Source organism: Paenibacillus sp. P2(2022) (assembly GCF_029522175.1).
GTDB classification, from domain to species: Bacteria; Bacillota; Bacilli; order Paenibacillales; family Paenibacillaceae; genus Paenibacillus; species Paenibacillus polymyxa.
Genome location: NZ_JAKWFI010000002.1, coordinates 641,286 through 661,926, shown reverse-complemented (window position 1 = coordinate 661,926; position 20,641 = coordinate 641,286). Strand labels below are relative to the sequence as shown.

General features: G+C 45.0%; 20 protein-coding genes. 8 read left to right on the top strand and 12 right to left on the bottom strand.

Going from position 1 to position 20,641, the window contains the following annotated elements:
* Window positions 1-106: 106 nt before the first annotated feature.
* The 3 genes from MMB75_RS10345 (at window position 107) to MMB75_RS10335 (ending at window position 2,001) form a co-directional block, all read left to right on the top strand.
* Window positions 107-631 (top strand): GNAT family N-acetyltransferase, encoded by a 525-nt coding sequence (locus MMB75_RS10345; protein WP_031463300.1) that lies wholly within the window; start codon window positions 107-109, stop codon window positions 629-631.
* 33 nt (window positions 632-664) lie between these two features.
* Entirely contained in the window at window positions 665-1,036 is a 372-nt protein-coding gene (locus MMB75_RS10340; RefSeq protein WP_045243872.1) for an iron chaperone, read from the top strand.
* A 287-nt stretch (window positions 1,037-1,323) separates the two neighbouring features.
* Window positions 1,324-2,001, top strand: coding sequence for a tetratricopeptide repeat protein (locus MMB75_RS10335; RefSeq protein WP_016819245.1), 678 nt, complete (start codon window positions 1,324-1,326; stop codon window positions 1,999-2,001).
* A gap of 109 nt (window positions 2,002-2,110) precedes the next feature.
* On the opposite strand, the gene MMB75_RS10330 is transcribed toward MMB75_RS10335, so the two are convergent.
* The 10 genes from MMB75_RS10330 to MMB75_RS10285 form a co-directional block, all read right to left on the bottom strand.
* A complete protein-coding gene (locus MMB75_RS10330) occupies window positions 2,111-2,749 on the bottom strand; it encodes a GDSL-type esterase/lipase family protein (protein WP_045243873.1) in 639 nt (212 codons plus the stop codon).
* Window positions 2,750-2,818: 69 nt separating this feature from the next.
* Entirely contained in the window at window positions 2,819-3,241 is a 423-nt protein-coding gene (locus MMB75_RS10325; RefSeq protein ID WP_045243874.1) for a GNAT family N-acetyltransferase, read from the bottom strand.
* A 41-nt stretch (window positions 3,242-3,282) separates the two neighbouring features.
* Window positions 3,283-3,837: a nucleotidyltransferase family protein gene (locus tag MMB75_RS10320; RefSeq protein ID WP_016819242.1), complete on the bottom strand. Its 555-nt coding sequence runs from the start codon at window positions 3,835-3,837 to the stop codon at window positions 3,283-3,285.
* A gap of 21 nt (window positions 3,838-3,858) precedes the next feature.
* On the bottom strand, window positions 3,859-5,112 hold the full coding sequence (locus tag MMB75_RS10315; protein ID WP_017425771.1) for an MDR family MFS transporter: 1,254 nt from the start codon (window positions 5,110-5,112) through the stop codon (window positions 3,859-3,861).
* Between the two features lie 34 nt (window positions 5,113-5,146).
* Entirely contained in the window at window positions 5,147-6,880 is a 1,734-nt protein-coding gene (locus tag MMB75_RS10310) for an ATP-binding protein (protein ID WP_045243875.1), read from the bottom strand.
* Window positions 6,881-6,929: 49 nt separating this feature from the next.
* Window positions 6,930-7,994, bottom strand: a complete 1,065-nt coding sequence (locus tag MMB75_RS10305) for a cobalamin B12-binding domain-containing protein (RefSeq protein WP_019686963.1) — start codon at window positions 7,992-7,994, stop codon at window positions 6,930-6,932.
* A gap of 182 nt (window positions 7,995-8,176) precedes the next feature.
* Window positions 8,177-8,638, bottom strand: a complete 462-nt coding sequence (locus MMB75_RS10300) for a MarR family winged helix-turn-helix transcriptional regulator (protein ID WP_013309820.1) — start codon at window positions 8,636-8,638, stop codon at window positions 8,177-8,179.
* 197 nt (window positions 8,639-8,835) lie between these two features.
* On the bottom strand, window positions 8,836-9,285 hold the full coding sequence (locus MMB75_RS10295; RefSeq protein ID WP_016819238.1) for a VanZ family protein: 450 nt from the start codon (window positions 9,283-9,285) through the stop codon (window positions 8,836-8,838).
* A complete protein-coding gene (gene rpiA / locus MMB75_RS10290; RefSeq protein WP_016819237.1) occupies window positions 9,285-9,953 on the bottom strand; it encodes a ribose-5-phosphate isomerase RpiA in 669 nt (222 codons plus the stop codon). Before rpiA ends, MMB75_RS10295 begins: the two co-directional genes overlap by 1 nt.
* Before the next feature lie 60 nt (window positions 9,954-10,013).
* A complete protein-coding gene (locus tag MMB75_RS10285) occupies window positions 10,014-10,484 on the bottom strand; it encodes a GNAT family N-acetyltransferase (protein ID WP_019686962.1) in 471 nt (156 codons plus the stop codon).
* 467 nt (window positions 10,485-10,951) lie between these two features.
* Here MMB75_RS10285 and MMB75_RS10280 point away from each other — a divergent pair, with 467 nt between their 5' ends.
* The 3 genes from MMB75_RS10280 to MMB75_RS10270 all read left to right on the top strand — a co-directional run bounded on the left by MMB75_RS10280 (window position 10,952) and on the right by MMB75_RS10270 (window position 17,679).
* A complete protein-coding gene (locus MMB75_RS10280; RefSeq protein ID WP_277507639.1) occupies window positions 10,952-12,721 on the top strand; it encodes a methyl-accepting chemotaxis protein in 1,770 nt (589 codons plus the stop codon).
* Between the two features lie 145 nt (window positions 12,722-12,866).
* Window positions 12,867-16,562 carry a non-ribosomal peptide synthetase family protein gene (locus MMB75_RS10275; RefSeq protein WP_090887272.1) on the top strand — a complete coding sequence of 1,232 codons (3,696 nt, stop codon included), beginning with the start codon at window positions 12,867-12,869 and terminating at the stop codon, window positions 16,560-16,562.
* 118 nt (window positions 16,563-16,680) lie between these two features.
* Window positions 16,681-17,679 carry a polysaccharide deacetylase family protein gene (locus tag MMB75_RS10270; RefSeq protein WP_017425777.1) on the top strand — a complete coding sequence of 333 codons (999 nt, stop codon included), beginning with the start codon at window positions 16,681-16,683 and terminating at the stop codon, window positions 17,677-17,679.
* Between the two features lie 87 nt (window positions 17,680-17,766).
* On the opposite strand, the gene MMB75_RS10265 is transcribed toward MMB75_RS10270, so the two are convergent.
* Window positions 17,767-18,387, bottom strand: coding sequence for a TraX family protein (locus MMB75_RS10265; RefSeq protein WP_016819210.1), 621 nt, complete (start codon window positions 18,385-18,387; stop codon window positions 17,767-17,769).
* Window positions 18,388-18,409: 22 nt separating this feature from the next.
* Complete coding sequence (locus MMB75_RS10260; protein WP_103042376.1) at window positions 18,410-19,120, bottom strand: CBS domain-containing protein; 711 nt, start codon at window positions 19,118-19,120, stop codon at window positions 18,410-18,412.
* A gap of 184 nt (window positions 19,121-19,304) precedes the next feature.
* On the opposite strand from MMB75_RS10260, the gene fsa reads away from it, so the two are divergent.
* Both fsa and MMB75_RS10250 read left to right on the top strand, forming a co-directional pair.
* Window positions 19,305-19,952 carry a fructose-6-phosphate aldolase gene (gene fsa, locus MMB75_RS10255; protein ID WP_013370592.1) on the top strand — a complete coding sequence of 216 codons (648 nt, stop codon included), beginning with the start codon at window positions 19,305-19,307 and terminating at the stop codon, window positions 19,950-19,952.
* 233 nt (window positions 19,953-20,185) lie between these two features.
* Window positions 20,186-20,641 (top strand): MarR family winged helix-turn-helix transcriptional regulator, encoded by a 456-nt coding sequence (locus MMB75_RS10250; RefSeq protein ID WP_016819208.1) that lies wholly within the window; start codon window positions 20,186-20,188, stop codon window positions 20,639-20,641.

Below are 20,641 nucleotides of genomic sequence, written 5' to 3'. Positions count from 1 at the left end.
CTTTCTCTCAAAATCTTGAATATTCCATCAGATCTGCTTAAATAGGTTTAATAGCTTGTGCAGAAAACACGAATATGTATGCTAATGATGGACAGGAGGAATCGTTATGCAATTTGAAACAGATCGGCTCATCATTCGTGATATTTGCAGATCCGATTGGGGAAGTATACATACCTACACGTCATTGCCCCAAGTTACTAGGCACACAGCATGGGGACCCAATACAGAAGAAGATACAAAGGCATATATAGAACAAGTTCTAGTCTCACAGCAGGAAAAGCCACGACAAGACTACGAACTAGCTATATGTCTGAAAAACACTGGAATTCTGATCGGCGGTGTTGGTATTCATGTCAAAGATACTAATGCAGAAGTGGGTTATATTTTAAACCCAGATTATCAAGGAAAGGGTTATGCAACAGAAGCGGCACGAGCCCTGCTAGGATTTGGATTTAGTACACTTGATGTCCATCGTATTTATGCAACATGTCGTCCAGAAAATAAAGCTTCTGAGAAGGTTATGCAACAGATCGGAATGCAACGTGAAGGTATAATGCGAGAACACTGGTACTACAAAGGCGAGTTTCATGATTCATATTTGTACTCTATTCTTGTTGAGGAATTCCTCTGAACGATACAATTTTGATTTTAGGAGGGAACTTACATGGAAGCTTTTGCAGAATATTTAGCGCATATTGATAACCCGCAACATCAAGCCCGAACGGAAGAGGTTTTAGCTTGGGTAATCAAGAAGTTTCCAAATTTAATGCCAAAAATTGCGTGGAAACAGCCTATGTTTACCGATCACGGCACATTTATTATTGGCTTTAGCATAGCCAAACATCATTTGGCTGTTGCCCCTGAAAGGGCAGGGATTAATCATTTTTCTGATTTAATTGTGCAGGCTGGCTATAATCACACCAAGCAGTTGATACGTATCCAGTGGGATAGTCCAGTTGATTTCTCATTACTTGAGAAAATAGTCGAGTTTAATATTTTGGATAAGGCCGACTGTTCAACCTTTTGGCGGGAATAAAAAAATAGGATGGACCAATGCAACTAACTCATCTGCATATTCCCAAGTTGTCTTCAGTCACTCAATGTAATACTGATATTTCTCATGCTCCTCCATACAAGGAGGAGTCTTTGTACATACGACATTTTCACAAGCATCAATCTAAACGATGTATACTCTTCCATTCCCCCACCCACATAGAAAGCTATCATTCTTCGAAATCTCATCATGCTAATGCCCCTGAAAGCGCCCCTATGCTATAATGTGGAAAGTATGGATAGCTACATATACAGGAGGATTGGAGCAGAATGATTGGGAAATTTTTGATTTTCTCTCTACTGTGGAGTTTGCTCGGTAACCCGTTTTTGGCAATGCTCGTACTCTTAATCTTGATCTATATATTGGATCGCAGCTTTGTCGGTGTATTGCCCAGCATCAGCAAACCGTGGAAAAGAAGACGCAATGCAGCACGATTGCGTCAACAGATTGCGTTAAACACCAACGATGTGGCTGCCAAGTTTGATTTGGCTCGAATTTGGATCGAAAGCAAGAAATACTCGCAGGCTTTGGAGCTACTATTGGAAATTCAATCCCGATATGAAGATTCAGCAGACTATTGGAACGCGCGGGGTACGGCTGAGGTACACACAACCCATCTGGAGGATGGAGAACAGCATTTACTCAAGGCCCTGGACATTAACCCGCGAGTGCAATACGGTGAGCCCTATTTGCATTTAGCCGCTGCTTTCAAGGAACGTGACGTAAATAAGTCACTACACTATCTACAGCAATTTCAGGAGATCCAGTCTTCTTCTAGTGAGGGCTATTATCTGACAGGCCTAATGTACCGTATGCTGGGACGCAAGGATGAAGCCAGCGCTGCATTTAACCAATCCATTGCTGTCTATCGTTCTCTGCCCAAATACCGCAAACGAAGTGAGCGCAAGTGGGCTGCTCGTAGCTTATTCCGTAAATTAATCGGCTAAACCGCACACTGAAACGCAAAAAAAAGAGGCTTATGATGGTCAGTTCCTACTGGCATCATGAACCTCTTTCTTTCATATACTTTGTCCGATCCGAAGCATCCGCTCACACTCATCGTAACGGCGCATAACCAAGTCGATTCAGTTCTTCCGCAATCACGCGATAACCACGGCTGTTCGGATGTATCCGGTCCAGCGAAAGCAATGCCCGTTCATTGCCTTCGAACGCGGGATAAATGTTCGCTACCCGGTAATTGGGTCCACCCAATGTATAGAGAAACGAGTTGAATTGGCGTACATATACTCCCGCCTCTCTTATCCCTGGAAAAGGATTATATAATCCCACCATTCGGATGATAAATGGCTCACGCTGACCGGACTTTATTTGATACAGGGCATGTACAATTTGGCGTACATGTTCTTTGGTATGATTCAGTGCTTGTGGAATGGAAGAACCTGAAGAGCCTGGGCCTCCAGCAAGTGTACTGATATATGGACGTAGATCATTGCCGCCGATCGTCACCGTTATGAGTTCAGCCCGATTGATTGCTGACCGAAAAAGCGGATTGTTGCGAACCATAGACAGCAGCTCCTGCGATGTCAGTCCGTTGATTCCCAGATTCTCGTAACTGACTGGTGTACGGAGATATCTTTCTGCCATTTGCCGATAGACAGGTACAAAGCCGCCACCTAGCAACGTCCCTGCACCTGTCGTTAAAGAATCTCCAATCGCTGTGTAGTGATACGCCAATGAACCCCACCTCCCTCCGACATAACATATATTATGTAGAAAAAAAGGAAGCGGGACCCGGAGATTCGCTTATTCTTCGTCTATTTCATATACACAATGAAATTGCCCACCATCTGGCAAATCCTCTGATCCATATACAGCAAACCCCACGTTGCGGAAGAAATCTGCCCCCTCCGCATCTGTATCCACCATAAGTCGCTTCGGGCTACGCTCCTTAATAAGCGTAAGCAACATCCCTCTGCCGTAGCCTCTATGACGATTTTCAGGCAATACAGCCAGATGATGGAGCACAATCGTTCCATTCTCCCGCTCCTCAAAACCGACAACACCTACAATAAGTCCTTCATCTTCCACACCGAACAACTTCCATTCATCCGAGGCTTGATAAGCACGCAAAGCTGCCTCTCCGCGTTCAGGATGATCTAGCACGGCGTAGGTAAGCAGCTCCAGCACCTCCTCACGAGCTGAATCTGGTTTTATATTTTTAAACATCGTTAGTCGTCTCTCCTTACAATCTGAAATGAGATTACACTTTAATTTTCCACAATAAGCAACGGCCAGTTATCTAGCCACTGTTTTTCAAATACACGCTGACGAAAAGCCGTAGTGTGACGGAACAATGGGCTTTGACGTACCCGCATATCCAGCAGATCTTCCAGCCCATGCGGACAAATGACCTCCATTTGATCCTTGGCATTCAATCGAATGGCTACAGCAGTTGCCGTCTCTGGCCAGCGACTCATCGCATCCTCTATCGAGGAATACGGAGCCTCCCCATTGCGAATATGCATCCGAGCTTGATTTTTGACAGACCAGTTGCGTCCCGCCTGTTTACGATTCAAGGACTGCTCCAGAAATTCATCTCGTTCCTCTAGCGTATTTTTGGGGTCAAAATAAATAACATCGATATCGTTTAGTGGTGTAGCTGTTGTATAACCATGTAGCTTGTCCCACACACGGTTGCGTACATAGCCCGCGGCTATACAACCTTGCGGAAGCTTCAGCTCTCGCACATAGCGCAAGTCTTCCAAGACCTGTGGATCATTCATATATTGTATGATTCGTAGCACATCTTCTTCCGACTTCATCCTGTACTCAGCCCCCTTTTTTTATGATGACAGTTGCTGCACAGACTCTGCTCCTTGAGCCGCGAACCGGGCTGTACGCTGCGCCAAACGGCGGCGTGCGACCAGCAGGAAGGGAATACCGATCACAACCGACAGTGCAACCGGAACAAACACGGCAAGCGGTGCCGTTTGACCATAGACATCCAGCAACCAGCCACCAAATAAAGGAGCCAGTACACTACCCAAATTATTAAAGCCGATCGTACCGAAGTAGGTCCCTTTATATTGAGCATCAGCAATTTGATCAATCAGTACGTCCAGCATCGTGAACAATAATACTTCGCCTATTGTAAACAGCACCATATCCAGTATAAACATCCAGCCTGAGTTTAGCATACCGCACAGCAGCAAGCTGACCGCAATACATATATTCCCTGCTATTAAGGAATTCACTGGAGAAAAGCGGCTTGCCAGCCGCACCAGTGGATACTGAAAAGCCAATACGCAAACCGCGTTGACCGTTAGCATGTATGTAAACCACCGGGTACCTTCCTCGAAGGACAACGATAAAAATTGAGGCATTGTCGAATTGGAATGGGCATAGCCCATTACGCAGAATACAGTTCCCAACAGAATCGGCATAAATATGGGATCCCTGCTGGCTGTTCGGAACGCCTCGCCTATCCGCAGCGGAGCCTCTCCCGCTGTTGTGCCTACATGCAGATCCGATGCATACCGAGTAAACTGGATCAACAGCAGTACCCCGTACAGAGCATACACACCAGCGGCTACCATGAACGGCGTACCTGTAGATGCCGATCCCAACATCAAACCAAGCAGCGGTCCTGCCACCACACCAACATTAATCGCCGCATATCTCATGTTATAGACAAGCAATCTCTTCTCCTTGGGGGTTACATCGGATAATAGCGCCCGCGAAGTTGGCTCGAACAAGGATCTGCACAGTCCATTCAGAGCATTAATGACAAAAAAGGCCCAAGCCGCTTCTGCCAACGCAAAAGCGACAAATACAAGCGCCCAACTCGCGATGGATACCAGCATGACCTTACGTCGTCCGATCCGATCTGAAATATATCCACCGTAAAAGCTGGCAAAAATGCCAACCAGCGAGCTGACCGATACGATCACCCCCGTATGAAAGGGGGTGACCCCCAGACGGGTGGTCAGATAAATAGACAAAAATGGGATGCTCATAGAGGTCGCCATCCGACCAAAAATCGTACCCGCTATAATTGTCCAGGCCAGCGGGTGAATGGAACGCAGCTGTTCTTTCATATATATATTTTAGGTCCTCCTTCTAGGTACAAGTCTAACAAGGGGGAGACAGTCTCGACTGGTGAATATAACGTTCCAGTTCTAAACACGTTGCCTGATAGACAGACTGGAGCGCAGACAACTTCCCTTGTACATTCTCAAGTCGGTTCTCCCGTGCAAGCTGTTCAATATCAGACAGCAATTTGGACAAACGCCCGACACCCAGACTCACGCTGCCTGATTTCAACTCATGAGCAGCCTCTACTACTTTTGTGGCTTCGCCCGCAGCAACCAGTTCTTTTAACTTGTTGATTTTGGCAGGTGTATCACTGGTATACATTTCGACCAATGACTCAAGTAATCCCGTGCTACCATCCTCGTCCAGCAGCATGATCTCACGAATAACATCCTCATCCAAAATAGGCTCGGATTCCGGAATGGGTAGCCATTTGACCAGCTTTTCTGAGAGATTTTCAATCGTCACTGGCTTCATCAAGTAATCGTTCACACCAATCACCCGCCCACGAGCCTGGTCTTCCTCGGACACATTTCCGGTCAAAGAAATGATCGGCACAGGCGGCTGTTGGTTTTCTGCTTCCCACTGGCGGATCGCTTTCGCCGCATCGTGACCATTTAGCAAAGGCATATGATGATCCATTAGAATGCAGGCGTAGGATCGTTCGGAGGCCGCTCTTACTGCAGCTTGTCCATCCTCGACAAAGTCAATATGCTGGAATCCCAGGTGGTTAAGCTGTAATTGCACTACTTGACGATTCACCCGATTATCCTCTGCTACCAAAATAGCTTGAGAATGACTATGCTCACGAAGCAACTCACTACGTACCGTCAATTCACCATTTTCATGTTCTTCTATTTCAACTGCCTGTCCTGATGCCTTCCTGAAGGGAATTTCAAACCAGAACGTGGAGCCTTGGCCTTCTTCGCTAACGACCCCAATCTCTCCCTGCATAAGTTTCACAAAAGAGCTGCATATCCACAGCCCCAGTCCCGTTCCTCCATATTGGGAGGCGCTGCCTTCACCAGCTTGCACATAAGGCTGAAACAGCTTGTCCTGATCCTCCGCTGAAATCCCGATGCCCGAATCCTGCACCTCAAAACGAACACGTTGGGAATCTTTAGTTTCCTCAACCAATTTTGTCCGAACAACAAGGTTCCCTTCGCTTGTAAATTTATTTGCATTGTTCAACAGATTAAGCAAGATCTGCATAATCCTTGCCGAATCTCCTTCGAGATGCTCTGCCACGGCACGATCAGTCTCTATACTCAACTGGTTGCCCATCTGATAAATTTGCGGCTCCAACAACTGGGCAACATGGCTCATAATCGCCTGAACTCTGACATTGCCGATCTCTAACTCCATCTGTCCTGCTTCTACTTTGGATATATCGAGCAGATTATTAATCATGTTTAGCAGCAGAGAGGCCGACTCACGTATCACACCGATGGCCTGCCGCTGATCTGGAGACAGTTTGGATGAAGCTAACATTTCGATCATCCCCAGAATTCCGTTCATTGGCGTTCTAAATTCATGACTAACCACGGCGAGAAAAGTGCTCTTCAGGTCATTAGCCCTTATCGCTTCTTCCTTTGTCCGCTTTAATTCCGCATTGCTTTTGGCAAGCTGACGCTGCAGATTGACCAGTTCGTTGTTCATTGCTGAAAATTCATTCAGCAGCTTTTCTTCCTCAGCCTTGCTTTTCAGAACCTCATCCGTTAATTGTTCGACCGTTCTCCGCAGGACAGCCATTTCTGCTGTCGGTTCCTTCATATTAAAAGGCCCCCTTTACAAAATGACTTACGGGTTGCCAACACTAACATTATCTCTTGAGCGAAAGTATGTCCTCTGCTACCTCCAGCGCTTCCTCCGCACCTGGTGCATATCCATCCGCTCCCACTTCCTGCCATAAGTGTGAATCAAGATTAAAGGGCAATCCACCGACCATAATTTTCACATGACTCGTAGTTGTATTTTGGCGGATCACAGTAATCAGCTTTTTCACCAGATGGACATGGTAAGCCATGGTAGCTGAGATAGCCACCACATCTGCGTTGTAGCTCACAATGGCCTGAAGCAGACTCCGATCAGGTACATTGGCACCTAAATAGTACGTATCCCAACCATCCATCTCGAAAATATCAGCCAGCATACGTAGACCTATTTCATGCTGCTCGCTGCCTACACATGCTGCTACGAGGCTACGTCCCTTATTTCCAGCACCTATCCATCTGGGATACAGGCTGGAAATAATAAACTGAGTCGCGGCAGTACAAAAATGTTCTTGACCAACCGTAATTTTGCCTTCATGCCACAGACGACCTATTTCATATTGCGAAATTTGAAAAATATATTTATAAGTATGTTGAATAGACATACCTTCATCTAGCAAATGGACGATCCAATCCAAAGCCTGTCTGCGATTACCAAACAGTAAATATTCCAAATATTGAGTCACATCGGCAGCATAGGGATTATCATCTGTAATAAAAGAGGCGTACTCCTCTTTCTTCCCAATTTGCTGTATCCCCAATTCCAAATGCTCCAGCACCACCGTTTTTTCCCTGTGATGAAAGTGCTCTACCAATGTCTCCCGAATTAATTGAAAATTGATGATCAAATCTTCTTGGGTTATGCCGAAACCTTCTAAAAGTCTCTTTAACCAGGAAACATAATACGTAAATAAAATAGGACTGCTCACGATTACACTTTCAGCTAAATAGTTCAAACTATATAAAGAGTCCTGTTTTGTCTTTATTTTACCGTTGTCCCCAAAGCGCTCCAAAAGATCTGGCTGTAATTCGTATTGTTTGTGGGTAACTAGCTCAGCCAAATCTCCTGCTTGCATCAATAGCGACTCACCTGCGGTATATTGCTGTATACTCATGTACAGCTCCTTCCCCGACAAGGTATTTGTATATGAAACAGGTTCTAGGGATGACCTCAGATCGAGACTATTAGACAATTATACCTGATTTGCGTCCCCACTGCCCAAAATTAGACAAAAAAATAAAATACCGAAAAGTCGGTATTTTATCTTAAAGCTGATTTAACCAGAAAATGCAACACTTATGATCCGTTACTCTTCTGTCCCTCAGCTGTTAGTCCAAGCTTTTTTAGCAGATGAATAGCCTGCTCCTTCTCTTCCACGGATAAGCCATCCACAGTCTCCATAATAACACGATGATGCTGCGGGAATATTTGCTCAAAAAAATGACGTCCATCATCAGTTAATTCTGCATAAATTACACGCCGATCATCTTGTGACGCACGGCGGGTAAGCAGGTTTTTTTTCTGGAGTTTATCCACCACATACGTAATATTCCCGCTGGAGATCAGTACCTTTTCTCCAATCTTCTGCAAAGGCTGCGGTCCGCGATAATACAAAAGGTCAAGCACACCAAATTCAGTTGTATTTAATCCATGACTATGAATGTCCCGATTCGTGCGAGACGTGACCGAATTATAGGCACGAGCCAGAACAACGAACAAATTAAGCGCTAAGTCCTGATCATCTGGTTTTACAGACATATTAACAGCCTCCGTTACTCATATCTTTATTCCAAGATATCTTAATTGCGTACTTTTGTCAAGTTTAAGCGCTTCCCTTCCTGCTTTTACGGTCTGTATTGAAGGAATTACCATCTATTATGCGGAAGTTGTCGTTCATTATGTAAAAAAGCCTGCCCTCGACCAGTCATTAAATACTGATATCGAGAGCAGGGCGATTATGATTCAATTCTTAATTTCTTACGTAAAAATACGTAGGCAACACGTCCGCATAATACTCCCAGTACATTCAGTATGATGTCATCCACATCCATCGTACCTGCGCCCAGCAGCATTTGGGTTACTTCGAGAATGACCAATGCGGCCACCACCACTAACAGCAGCCTGCCTACCCTTCGCATAGATACCCAAATGATCGGCACAAGAATACCGAAGGGGATGAACACACCAATATTCCCGAGCAAATTAACACCCCATACCCGAAAAGGGGAAGAATGCATGGCCCGCCAGTATCGCCCGATCGTATCCAAGGGAACAACATTATATGAATAGGGAGGTCCTGGCCGCAGCGTGCGACCAAAACCGAGAAACATCCAATATAATAGAAGCCCTGTATATAATATCAATAACACGAATGCTACATTATAAAACAGACGGTTACCAGACATTATTTATTCCGTACGTCAATTTGTCCATTAGCTCGTGCGATAATAACTTGATCCGCCATGTTAATGAACAGTCCATTATCGACTACACCCGGAATCTGATTCAAGCGAATTTCCAGTTCCTGTGGGTTTTCGATCGTACCATAGCGGCAATCGGCAATATAATTTCCGTTATCCGTAAGGAAGCGCTCGCCGTCTTTCATACGCCATTCCGCTTTACAGCCTGTCTGCCGCAGAGCCTCTAACGTCCATTCACTGGCAAAAGGTACCACCTCGACCGGCAAAGGGAATGCGCCCAGCACCTTCACATCCTTGGACTCATCCACAATAATGATTAATCGATCGGTATTGCTTTCCACAATTTTCTCTCTCAGCAGAGCACCACCTCCACCTTTTACCAATACCAGTTGCTCATTCACCTCATCTGCACCGTCAATGGTAACGTCAAGCCTCCCAATCTGATCAAACGGAATGATGGGAATTCCCAGCTCCCTGGCCTGATCCTCCGAGGCTTGGGATGTAGCTACAGCCTGTATATGTAATCCTTGTGCCACACGCTCTCCGATTTTTTGAATAGCCCAATAGGCTGTCGAGCCTGTACCAAGTCCAACTTTCATACCTTCCTGAATCGCCTCAACTGCTTTTTCGGCCGCTTTTTGCTTCAAATTCATTATCATCTCTCCCGCTATATAGGCTAGTGTTGATCAACATCTATTTTATATGAGAACGCTTTATAAAGACAGAGACAGCTTTTTACCATAACATAGACTATTTTCATCGTGTTCATACTCCCCAAATCGTTCAATAGGTTCGTATCCCTGCTTGGTATAGAAGGCAATTGCTTCAGGTTGAGCTGCTCCAGTCTCTAGATTAATCCTTACTACTCCCCGCTTTCTGGCTTCCTCTTCCAGAAAAGATAATAGGCTAACTGCAATTCCTTGTCTGCGATAAGAGGAATCGACATAAAATCTTTTAAGCTCCATCTCTTCCGCATCTATAGGCCTAAGCCCTCCGCAAGCAACTGGTTTTCCATCCATATACACAACAGCGAAAATCATATTTTTAACTTTCGGGTTGGAAAAATCCACCAAGTAAATTTGATCGGCAGGATACCTTTCCAACAAGTCTTCATCCAGCCTACGAATCAAATCATGCAGATCCGCATGGTCGCTCTCAACCTTTAAAATCGTAAACCTCGACACTTTTCTCATCCCTCTCCTCTATGCATAGATACATGGACTCATTTCGCGAACAAATCACGAAAACCGCGATAAATCAAGCATTCGCGGCTTCAAATATGAAAAATGTCCCAAATTGATAAGTGCATTTGACTCTATTATAAAGTATGATGGTTTCTGTTGAATAGTTGCTTATGGACTGAAATGAACTCGAATTTCAAGCAGGAGTATAAATTGGAAAATACTGAAATACACACAACCTTTACCTATTAAAAATTAATTTTTTATTGCGTTAGGTATTCATTTCATGAGCTTTTTGTACGACATATATATAGGGATATCATACTTGTCTGAAAAAGACTTAAGACCTATTTTGAAAAAATCAAGGGTCAATTATCTCTATTTATTGTGTTTGTAAGGGGGACTTGATTATCTCATTCGATAAGCGGTTCAACACCATATACAAAAATACTACCAGGGAGTGGAACATTTTGAAAAAGTGGAGTAGCTTATCATTCTTCACCAAAAACTTATTATTATCCTTCTTCAATATCGTATTGATCGGGCTAGTCCTTATTGTGTCTAGCTATTTGATCCAACGTACGATTTTGATTGACCAATTGCATGGGCAAGTGGAAAAAATCACATTGAAGTGGGCGCAGGGCATTAATTCCGATGAAGTATCCCAAGCGGTTCAAGAAAAAAATTATGATGGACCCATTCAAACCAAACTTCGTACCTATCTAGATAACATCATGGCAACGAACCCGAATATCTCTCACGCCTATATTTTCGGAACAGAGCTGGAAAATGGCAATCAGACATCCATTGTCGCCATGCCAACAGATCTGAGAGAATCATTTGAAAAAGATAAAATGGGTGTCGGCGCTATGTACGAGCAACCCAATGTCGTAGCTGTAGGCGTAACTAGCATGCTGGACTCCGGCAAACCTACATTCACCAGTTTTTACGATGACTCTTTTGGTACATGGACGACTTTGATGACGCCGATTAAAGATCCTAGTGGCAAAATCTTTGCCTATTTTGCTGTCGATGCTGATGCCGGTGCTGTACCTGCCGGATTGACCAAGCTGCTCATTAGCGGCGCCACCATTTTGGTGATATTCCTACTGATCTGCCTGGCGCTTCAATATTGGGTAGTAAAACGCACACTATCTCCGATTAAGCAACTGATGTACGGTATCAGTGAAGTAAGCAGAGGAAATCTGGATGTTCAAATTCATGCTGTCCAAGATGACTTGGGGCTCGTGAATCAGAACTTCAACGATATGGTAAGCCATATTAACAGCATTATGACCAAAGTGAAGCAGACTACTGATGAAGTCAATGAATCTGCGAAGGAATTACTCGCAATCTGTGAGCAAAACGGAATCAATTCCAACATCATCAACCAAAATATCAATGAAATTACGGATAATATCCGTTCACAGGAAAAAGCGACAGGCGATAGTGCACGAGCTATGGCTGAAATGGCATCAGTCATTCAAAATATTGCTACAAGTTCTTCCAATGTGGCGGAAGAAGCCAATTCGGTAGAGAAGCGTTCGAATGAAGGTAACGAGATTGTAGATAAGGTATCATCCCAAATGCATTTGATTACCGATTCAGTAACGAATACTTCCCGTATCATCAAGTTGCTGGACAGCCGTTCACAGGAAATTGGCAATATCATTAGCACCATTTCAGGAATTTCTAGCCAAACGAACCTGCTCGCCCTGAACGCTTCTATTGAAGCTGCGCGTGTCGGTGAAGAAGGTAAAGGCTTTGCCGTTGTGGCCAATGAAGTACGTAAGCTGGCAGAACAATCTGCGGAGGCAACTAAACAAATTACGTCTCTGATTGAAGAAATTCAAAGTGAAATCGGACAAGCTGTGAATTCGATGGAGCAAGGGAACGTTGAAGTTCAAAACGGTATCGTCGTTGCTGGACAAGCAGGCGAGTTGTTCAATGACATTCTTCAAGCAACTAAAAATCTAGCATGGCAAATCCAAGAAGTATCCAGTGCTACTGAGCAAATATCTGCGGGGACACAGGAAATGACCGCGACAGCAGACGATCTTTCCTCCACCGTAACCAAAACAGCCAATAACAGTGTTCACATTATGCAAACGGTAGAGGAACAAAAAGCCTCTTTGGATTCTATCATTGAGTCATCCCATAAGCTGACGTCCATGTCCGAAGAGCTTCAAGAAATTACATCTTATTTCAAAATTGCAGACACAAACCGTACCAAATCATAAATATCCATTTATCGATTTCAATGCATATTTCATAAGTAAGTCGTTCGGTGATGCCTCCCTCCTGTTCATCCATTTGAAGGGATCGGAGGCATTTATTAGCTTCATCACTTATATTGAAACATCAAACATTCAGGAGGTTAGCGTAATGGCTTCATTACAACAAAACAGCACACAGACAGCTCCATCCCCATTCCTAGTTCCCTTGGATTTTGCACGTATACAGCGCAAGTATACATCCTCTACTTATCAAGTAGAGTTAGAGACATCCATCTCGGAACAACTGAATCAACAAAACACTCCGGAAGACAAACAAGCAGTGCTCTTATCAGCGTATACTGCATGGTTATATCGTCTATCCGCAGAGGAAGAAGTTTCTTTCTCTACTTTTGTGCCTCAATCCGGTCTGCTTACAGCATCGTTGACAGTTGAAAAGGAAACGACTTTTCATGAACTGGCAAGCTTATTTCAGGAGATGCTCCGTGAGCCTAATGCATTCCTGGCAGAACCGCAAGCTGATACTTCATTTTCAACAACACTTCCTACAGACAGCGGTGTAGAATCCCGTATTATGGACTGGGCTGTTCGTGATAACAATGGCACTTATCAATTACAGATTCGGTATGATCAATCACTCTTGCTGGAAACAACGGTGGTTCGCTACGCAGAATACTTTGCAACCCTTCTGCGAGGCGCGCTCAACAACAGCCATGCACTTGTAAATTCCATTGACATATTATCGGACGCAGATCGAGCTGCTCACGAAGCTTTAAATGATACCGTCGTAAAATATCCTGAGCATCAGACGATTCACGGAATGTTTGAAGAAGCGGCTTCCCAGTACCCTGATCGTCCAGCTATTGCTTCCCATACGGGGGAGTATACGTACCGTGAATTGAACGAGCGTGCTAACCAAGTCGCACGTGTTTTGTTATCCAAAGGTCTCACCAAAGGTGAATTCGTGACCATCTTCATGGAACGAAGCTTGGAGACCGTTATTTCCCTGCTCGGCATCCTAAAAGCCGGAGGCGTGTACGTTCCTGTTGATCCCGCTCACCCTGCTGACCGGAGTAGCTACATTGTCGAGGACACGCGTTCTCCTTTTGTCTTAACAACTTCCGCACTCACCCAACAAGCGGCTGAACTATGCGGGTCCATTGAAACCGTAAAAGAAATATTAGCTATTGACGGACCACTGGCAGGTTATGCAGCAAGCAATCCAAACGTTGAAGTAAGTCCAGATGATCTAGCTTATGTCATCTACACCTCCGGTTCTACAGGCAAACCAAAAGGTGCCCTGATCGCTCACCGCGGTGTCGTTAACCTAGGAGCTGTCGTACAACGCGATTGTGACATTACGCCTCAGGATGTATTGACCCAATTCGCCACCTATAGCTTCGATGCTTCTGTATGGGATACGATTGGAGCCTTGTTTTACGGTGCAAAATTGTACTTGCTGTCTTCCGAAGAGCGCGTATCTGTGGAAGAATTCGCTGAAGCCATCGAACGTACGGGCACGACGATTATTACCATTTTGCCAACTGTATTCTTTAATCAGCTATCGACGTACCTGTCAGATGAAGGTTATCGCAAGCTCGCAAATGTTCGAATTGTTACTGTAGCAGGCGAAGCACTGTATGGCTCACAAGTTCGGGCGTTCCAAAGCAAATTCGGTACAGACACAGACATCGTCAACGTATACGGACCAACCGAATGCACCGTAGCGACGACGACCCATCGGGTCCGCGGTGCCGTACCTGAACATGTCGTTAATATCCCGATCGGCAAGCCGATTTACAATTACAAAGTGTACATCGTTAACGACGATAACAAGCTTTGCCCAGTCAATATTCCGGGTGAAGTATGTATTGCTACGCCTGCGTTGGCCCACGGCTATCTCCATCAGCCGGAGCGTACAGCCCAATCGTTCGTGGACAATCCTTTTGTCCCAGGTGAAAAAATGTACCGTTCAGGTGATATTGCCAAGCTGCTGCCAGACGGTACGATTGAATACGTAAGCCGGAAGGACTCGCAGCTCAAAATTCGGGGGAACCGGATTGAAATAGGAGAAATTGAAGACCATTTCTCCAAACATCCAGGTGTTCAGGACGTAGCTGTTGTCGCCGTCAAGGATCACACAGATCAGAACATGTTAGTGGGCTATTTCACCACTTCGGACGGACAGTCCATTCCACAGGACGTTATACAGTCTTATATTGGAGGCAAGCTGCCTTCCTATTTTGTACCAACCCATGTCATTCACCTGGAAGCTATGCCTATTTCACCAACTGGCAAGATCGATCGTAAAAAGTTGGCTCTGCGCCCACTTCCTGAAGTGTCTGATCATACGTCCGGCGGAGAACCTCTCCGTGAAGGAACTGAAACACTCATTGCCGAAGCATGGACACAAGTGCTTGGTAAACATAACATTGGCGCGACTGATGATTTCTTCCTGATCGGAGGCGATTCGCTTCGTGTCATTCATGTGCTGGCTATTCTGAAGCCGCGTTATGGCGCGCTGCGTATTGGAGACTTCTTCCGCTACAAAACTGTTCGTGAGCTTGCTGAATACGTGGAGCAATTAGGTACAGAACAAGCGCCGCAGCGCAAGTCACTCGCGATTTCTCGGGAAAAAACAGATTTGAATGAACATCCTATTGAGTTGCCTGGCGCTTCAGATTTAGCTGAAATCCGCGACTTGCGCGTGATTTTGTTAACCGGAGCCACAGGATATCTGGGTTCACACATTCTGTATGACCTGCTCCACCAGACAGAAGCCAAAGTATACGCAATGGTACGCCCTTCTCAGGACGGTCCATCTGGCTTTGAGCGTATTCAATCCGTATTGACAGGATATTTTGGTCAAGATATCTCCAGCTTGATGGAAGGACGGGTCAAGGCTGTCTATGGCGATTTAGAGCAAGCGGATCTGGGTCTCTCTTCTGTCGACCGCCATATGCTAGAGCACCACATCGACGGTATCATTCACAGCGCCGCTGACGTTCGCCATTTTGGTGATTCGGCAACCTTCGATCGCACGAATGTGACCGGAACACTGGAACTGCTAAAAATCGCTCAAGCTAAGCCAGGAGTCTCCTTCCATCATGTTTCCACCATGGGAATACCTGAGGATCTTGCAAACGAAGGAAAATGGGAATCGACATTAGAGTTCTCTGCCTTCCCAGATGAACTGAACGTGGACAACCTGTACACGAACAGTAAACTTGCGGCAGAGAAGTTATTGTTCCAAGCAGCTCAAGCAGGTACACCTGTCTCGATCTACCGTGCGGGTAATTTGACAGCCCATTCGGCCAACGGACGCTTCCAACATAATATCGATAGCAATGCTTATTATCGTATGATGAAGGCGATGCTGCTGCTGGGCAAAGCTCCACAAGCCGATTGGCATACAGACTTTACACCAATTGATTACGCCAGCCGTGCTATCGTAGAACTGTCCGTCAAACAAAAAAGTGCGAACCGCATTTTCCATATCTGTAATCCGAACCCACTGCCATATGATGAACTGATCGCTATGGTAAACCAGCTTGGTTACGCAGTAGAAACGCTGCCTTTTGACGATTACAGCGCTTGGCTGCTGAATCCGTCTTCTGGCATTCAGGAAGATGCACTTCACCTTGCTATGGGACAACTCGAAGGTGATGGTGCCAAGGACTCAGCTTACCGTTACGGCTGCTCTGTAACCACAGCTCTGCTGGAACAAGCTGGCGTACAGTGTCCGGTAACCAACCTGGAGTTTATTCGCAATATGATCCAGCATGCGGTCGAGATCGGTTACTTCCCGGCCTCATCTTCGGTATCTGTACAAGCAACACAGAGGTAACAAAGTTGTGATATTTCCCCCGCGTGTTTTCGGTATGATAGACTAGATTTTGCTAGTTTCATATTTAGTATAAACCTCTATACTTTCAGAATTTTTTGCATGCGGGGGATGTCATTCAATGAAACACACTTTTTTAAAAAGAACATTGCTCATCATAAGCTTGGTAGCTATTCTCGGGATTTTGGTGCATGAAGCACGTAACATTTATCACACACCTGTAGTCAAAGGAACTCATCGTACACGCACTGCTAATGCAGATCGACTGGTACGCCATTTATTTTCACTGACGCCTACGCCAGATAAGGTATATTACCAAAACAAAGTAATTGTCCTGATGTATCATGAAGTAACCAAGACTCCACCTGATCCCGGTGCTCTCAAGCTTAGTAATTTAACGAAACAATTGGACGAAATGAAAGCAAATGGCTTCCATTGGATCACCATGAAAGAGTATACGGATTTTATTTTACATAAAGGCAAGGTTCCCGCTAATGCGGTCCTTATGACATTTGACGATGGTTATGAATCCTTCTATACGGACACTTTTCCCGTGTTGAAGAAGTATCATGTTCCGGCTACCAATTTTCTCATTACATCCACAATCAGCAATCCTAAACATATTGGTATACCCAAGCTGACATGGGATCAAATTCATCAGATGCATGCAGAGGGCATTGATTTTTACAATCATACCAATGACCAGCATGCTTACGGATACTCCAACACAAAGCGCACCAAACAAAAACCACTTCTGATGGGTCCGGTGTATTCGAAAAAGCTGGGGCGAATGGAAACCGAGGACGAGTTCAAACAGCGGGTTTATACCGATTTGGACATGGCTGACAAGAAGCTGTTTAAACATCTACACAATGATCAGAATGTGCTGGCCTTCCCTTATGGTGGGTATACCAAGGAGACGTTGGAAATTTGCCGCTCCTTGGGAATTGACGTTACGTTTACGGTGAAACGAGGAATTAACTCACCAGGGCAAACGAACGGCTATCGCGTCAATGCAGGAGGAATACACAATATTCCCGAAGTATTGGTGCAATATATGAAAGAAGGGGCTCCACTTCGCCCACTTCCTTTTGCTCAAGGTCCCAACAAAGTATCCTGAACACCATAGTATATTTAAGATAAAAAGAACCTTTACAACCACTATAAGTCGTGGTTGTAAAGGTTCTTTTGTTGTATGGATTCGAGTTCAGGGCCAGATACGAATTAGCGCAATAACAGCCAGATGTACGGGATAAAAACTGCGCCACAACCAACGCGGTACCCGACGATAAAATCCGCTCTCCCCTGTGGCAAAACATACAATCAGAATACTGGACAGCAGACTAAAGTGCTGAATATTCGCATGGTGTACCATATCATACACAACATTCAAAACAAAATGGGCAGCAATCATCATATATGAACGGGTGTATCGATAGATGAGAACAAGCAGCAGACCATAGGCTCCGTAATCCATCTGGCTGAGCTCCATGAACAGGGCTGTGAGGACGTACAGACCCGATACAGCCACCCAATGCTTCATGCGAGATGCAGCAGCCAGCGCGAGTAACGACGCCAGTAGCGTCCAGATCACATTGGGTCTATACACATCAAACGCCAGCATATAGGGCACCTGGGAGATCAAGGCCAGCCCTAGCAGGCGAAGCATGTAGCTCCGCATATTTCGGGTACGGGTATAGCCCATATAGAGGGCGTATGCGTAGATTGGAAAAGCAAGCCTGCCGGCAATTCTCCAAGCCGGATCTGTCGGAAAAAACACAAGTCCGACATGGTCAATCAGCATCGTCAGCATGGCCAACCAGTACATATAAGGCCCCCTTATTCATGTTTTAGGTCTTTTCTTCCGTCAAATTCAGAATGGCGTTCATAATATCCGTTTTCGTAACCCGCCCTACTAGCCCCTGAATTGGAGCCGAGGAGGTACATGGCTCGTCCAAAACAGGAAGACAATTAATCTGATGCCGGATCAGTCTCGATATTGCTTCCAGTAAAGAATCTCCTGGAGCAAGCGTCGTCATTTGGGCCCGGCGAGTCATAGCCATGGTCACCGGGACAGTGTGAAGATCAGTATGTCCCAGCATGACCTTCAGCAAATCCTTGCGGGTAACAATACCAATGAGCTTCTGCTCCTCCCCCGTGACCATCAGAGTGCCTGTATTTTGCTGAAATAGCATTAACACCGCATCATAGGCGGTAGCATCATCTGATATCAAAATCGGGTCACTCAGTATATCTGCCACAGTCAGCTTTTTGAGCATACTGCCGATATGGCTATCATAGTTTGGATAACGCCCTGGCAAGTAGCCTACCTTTGGTTTGGCATCTACTAGCCCGAGCATAACGAGCAAAGCAAGGTCAGAACGCAAAGTCGGCCGCGATAGTCCCAGCTCTTCAGCAATTTTATCCCCTGTAACAGGCGCCAGACGCTGGACAATATCTACAATTTCCCGCTGTCTTTCTGACAGTTGAATAATGATTACCTCCTTATGGAATGGGGTAGTATACATTATAAATGAGCATAGGTCGGCCAATTTCAGCATGTTTCGACAATTCATCAAATTTTAATCAAAGACCGCTTGTTTTCAAATTTAAAATGTGTCACAATTAAAAATGTAATACATACTAATTATAAGTTTAACGTGTGCAATATGCTACATTTAAATGAGCTAATGTACGCCATATGATATGTATTATGTACTATATAACCCTGAGGAGGAAAATCAAATGAAATTTTTCTTGGATACTGGTAACATTGAAGAAATCAAACGTATTGAACGTTTGGGTCTGGTTGATGGTGTAACAACGAACCCTTCCCTGATCGCTAAGGAAGGTCGAGTGTTCAAGGAAGTCATTCAGGAGATTTGCAGTATCGTTGAAGGTCCCGTAAGTGCTGAGGTAATTGGCCTGAAGGCTGAAGATATGCTCGCAGAAGCTTATGACATCGCAAAGTGGGCACCTAACGTGGTGATCAAGCTTCCTATGACCGAAGACGGTTTGTACGCTTGTAACGAGCTGACCAAGAACGGAATCAAAACGAATGTAACATTGATTTTCTCCGCAGCTCAAGGTTTGATGGCAGCCAAAGCTGGTGCTACTTTTATCAGCCCGTTTGTGGGACGTCTGGATGATATCGCCGTTGACGGCATGAAGCTGATCCGTGATCTGAGACAAATTTTGGACATTCATGGTTTGAAATCCGAAATCATCGCTGCTTCCATCCGTAACATTAAGCATGTAGAAGATGCAGCTCTGTCTGGTGCACATATCGCCACTATTCCAGGTTCCTTGCTTCCTTCTTTGTGGAAACATCCGCTGACAGACAGTGGTATCGAACGCTTCCTTAAGGATTGGGAAACCGTACCTAAAGCTTAATTCGCCAGTCATGGCAAACTATATTGTACTAAAACCCGAACAGCCCGTTTTTTGCGGGCTGTTTTTTTGCTCTTTTTCCCGCATAGACAAGTAAAAGTAAAGTGGAAAAGGAATGTATGTTTACAAAACGCTGCACAACTTCCTTTGACAAAACAACTTGTTGTCCATATAATTGTTATAACAACTAATTAATTTCAAAGTATCCTGTGCGGAAAATTAGAAAGGAGTGTCATATGAATAATTTGCCTCCCGATTGCTCTATTGGGATGTTGCTTGGAATCACCCATCGCAAAATGAGTCAACAGCTCTCGCATCGGCTTAAACCTTATGATATTTCCCCAGAGCAATGGTCGGTTCTGTACCAAATCTATCAGGCCGAGGGTTTAAATCAGAAAGAAATTGCAGCTAAGGCTGTAAAGGACCAGCCCACCACGACTCGTATTATTGATTTGTTGGACAAGAAGGGCTGGGTACAGCGTGTGAACAGCCCACAGGATCGCCGGGCTTATTTGCTTCATTTGACTGAAGCAGGCCGACAGCTTGTGAAGGAGACTCTCCCCGTCGAACGAGATGCCAACCACGATTTTGTAAAAGGTATTTCCTCTGCAGATCTGAAGCAATTCCGCCAAACGCTTTTACAAATTCATACCAACATGACTGAATCAGAAAAACAAGGAGAGAACGATTAA

Excerpts from the sequence above, each read along its gene's own strand:
- MMB75_RS10250 (WP_016819208.1), top strand. The coding sequence starts at position 20,186 with ATGAATAATTTGCCTCCCGATTGCTCTATTGGGATGTTGCTTGGAATC.
- MMB75_RS10300 (WP_013309820.1), bottom strand. The coding sequence starts at position 8,638 with ATGTCTGTAAAACCAGATGATCAGGACTTAGCGCTTAATTTGTTCGTT.
- MMB75_RS10295 (WP_016819238.1), bottom strand. The coding sequence starts at position 9,285 with ATGTCTGGTAACCGTCTGTTTTATAATGTAGCATTCGTGTTATTGATA.
- MMB75_RS10320 (WP_016819242.1), bottom strand. The coding sequence starts at position 3,837 with ATGAAGTCGGAAGAAGATGTGCTACGAATCATACAATATATGAATGAT.
- MMB75_RS10275 (WP_090887272.1), top strand. The coding sequence starts at position 12,867 with ATGGCTTCATTACAACAAAACAGCACACAGACAGCTCCATCCCCATTC.
- MMB75_RS10340 (WP_045243872.1), top strand. The coding sequence starts at position 665 with ATGGAAGCTTTTGCAGAATATTTAGCGCATATTGATAACCCGCAACAT.
- MMB75_RS10335 (WP_016819245.1), top strand. The coding sequence starts at position 1,324 with ATGATTGGGAAATTTTTGATTTTCTCTCTACTGTGGAGTTTGCTCGGT.
- MMB75_RS10310 (WP_045243875.1), bottom strand. The coding sequence starts at position 6,880 with ATGAAGGAACCGACAGCAGAAATGGCTGTCCTGCGGAGAACGGTCGAA.
- MMB75_RS10345 (WP_031463300.1), top strand. The coding sequence starts at position 107 with ATGCAATTTGAAACAGATCGGCTCATCATTCGTGATATTTGCAGATCC.
- MMB75_RS10270 (WP_017425777.1), top strand. The coding sequence starts at position 16,681 with ATGAAACACACTTTTTTAAAAAGAACATTGCTCATCATAAGCTTGGTA.
- rpiA (WP_016819237.1), bottom strand. The coding sequence starts at position 9,953 with ATGAATTTGAAGCAAAAAGCGGCCGAAAAAGCAGTTGAGGCGATTCAG.
- MMB75_RS10265 (WP_016819210.1), bottom strand. The coding sequence starts at position 18,387 with ATGTACTGGTTGGCCATGCTGACGATGCTGATTGACCATGTCGGACTT.
- MMB75_RS10305 (WP_019686963.1), bottom strand. The coding sequence starts at position 7,994 with ATGAGTATACAGCAATATACCGCAGGTGAGTCGCTATTGATGCAAGCA.
- MMB75_RS10315 (WP_017425771.1), bottom strand. The coding sequence starts at position 5,112 with ATGAAAGAACAGCTGCGTTCCATTCACCCGCTGGCCTGGACAATTATA.
- MMB75_RS10260 (WP_103042376.1), bottom strand. The coding sequence starts at position 19,120 with ATGCTGAAATTGGCCGACCTATGCTCATTTATAATGTATACTACCCCA.
- MMB75_RS10325 (WP_045243874.1), bottom strand. The coding sequence starts at position 3,241 with ATGTTTAAAAATATAAAACCAGATTCAGCTCGTGAGGAGGTGCTGGAG.
- fsa (WP_013370592.1), top strand. The coding sequence starts at position 19,305 with ATGAAATTTTTCTTGGATACTGGTAACATTGAAGAAATCAAACGTATT.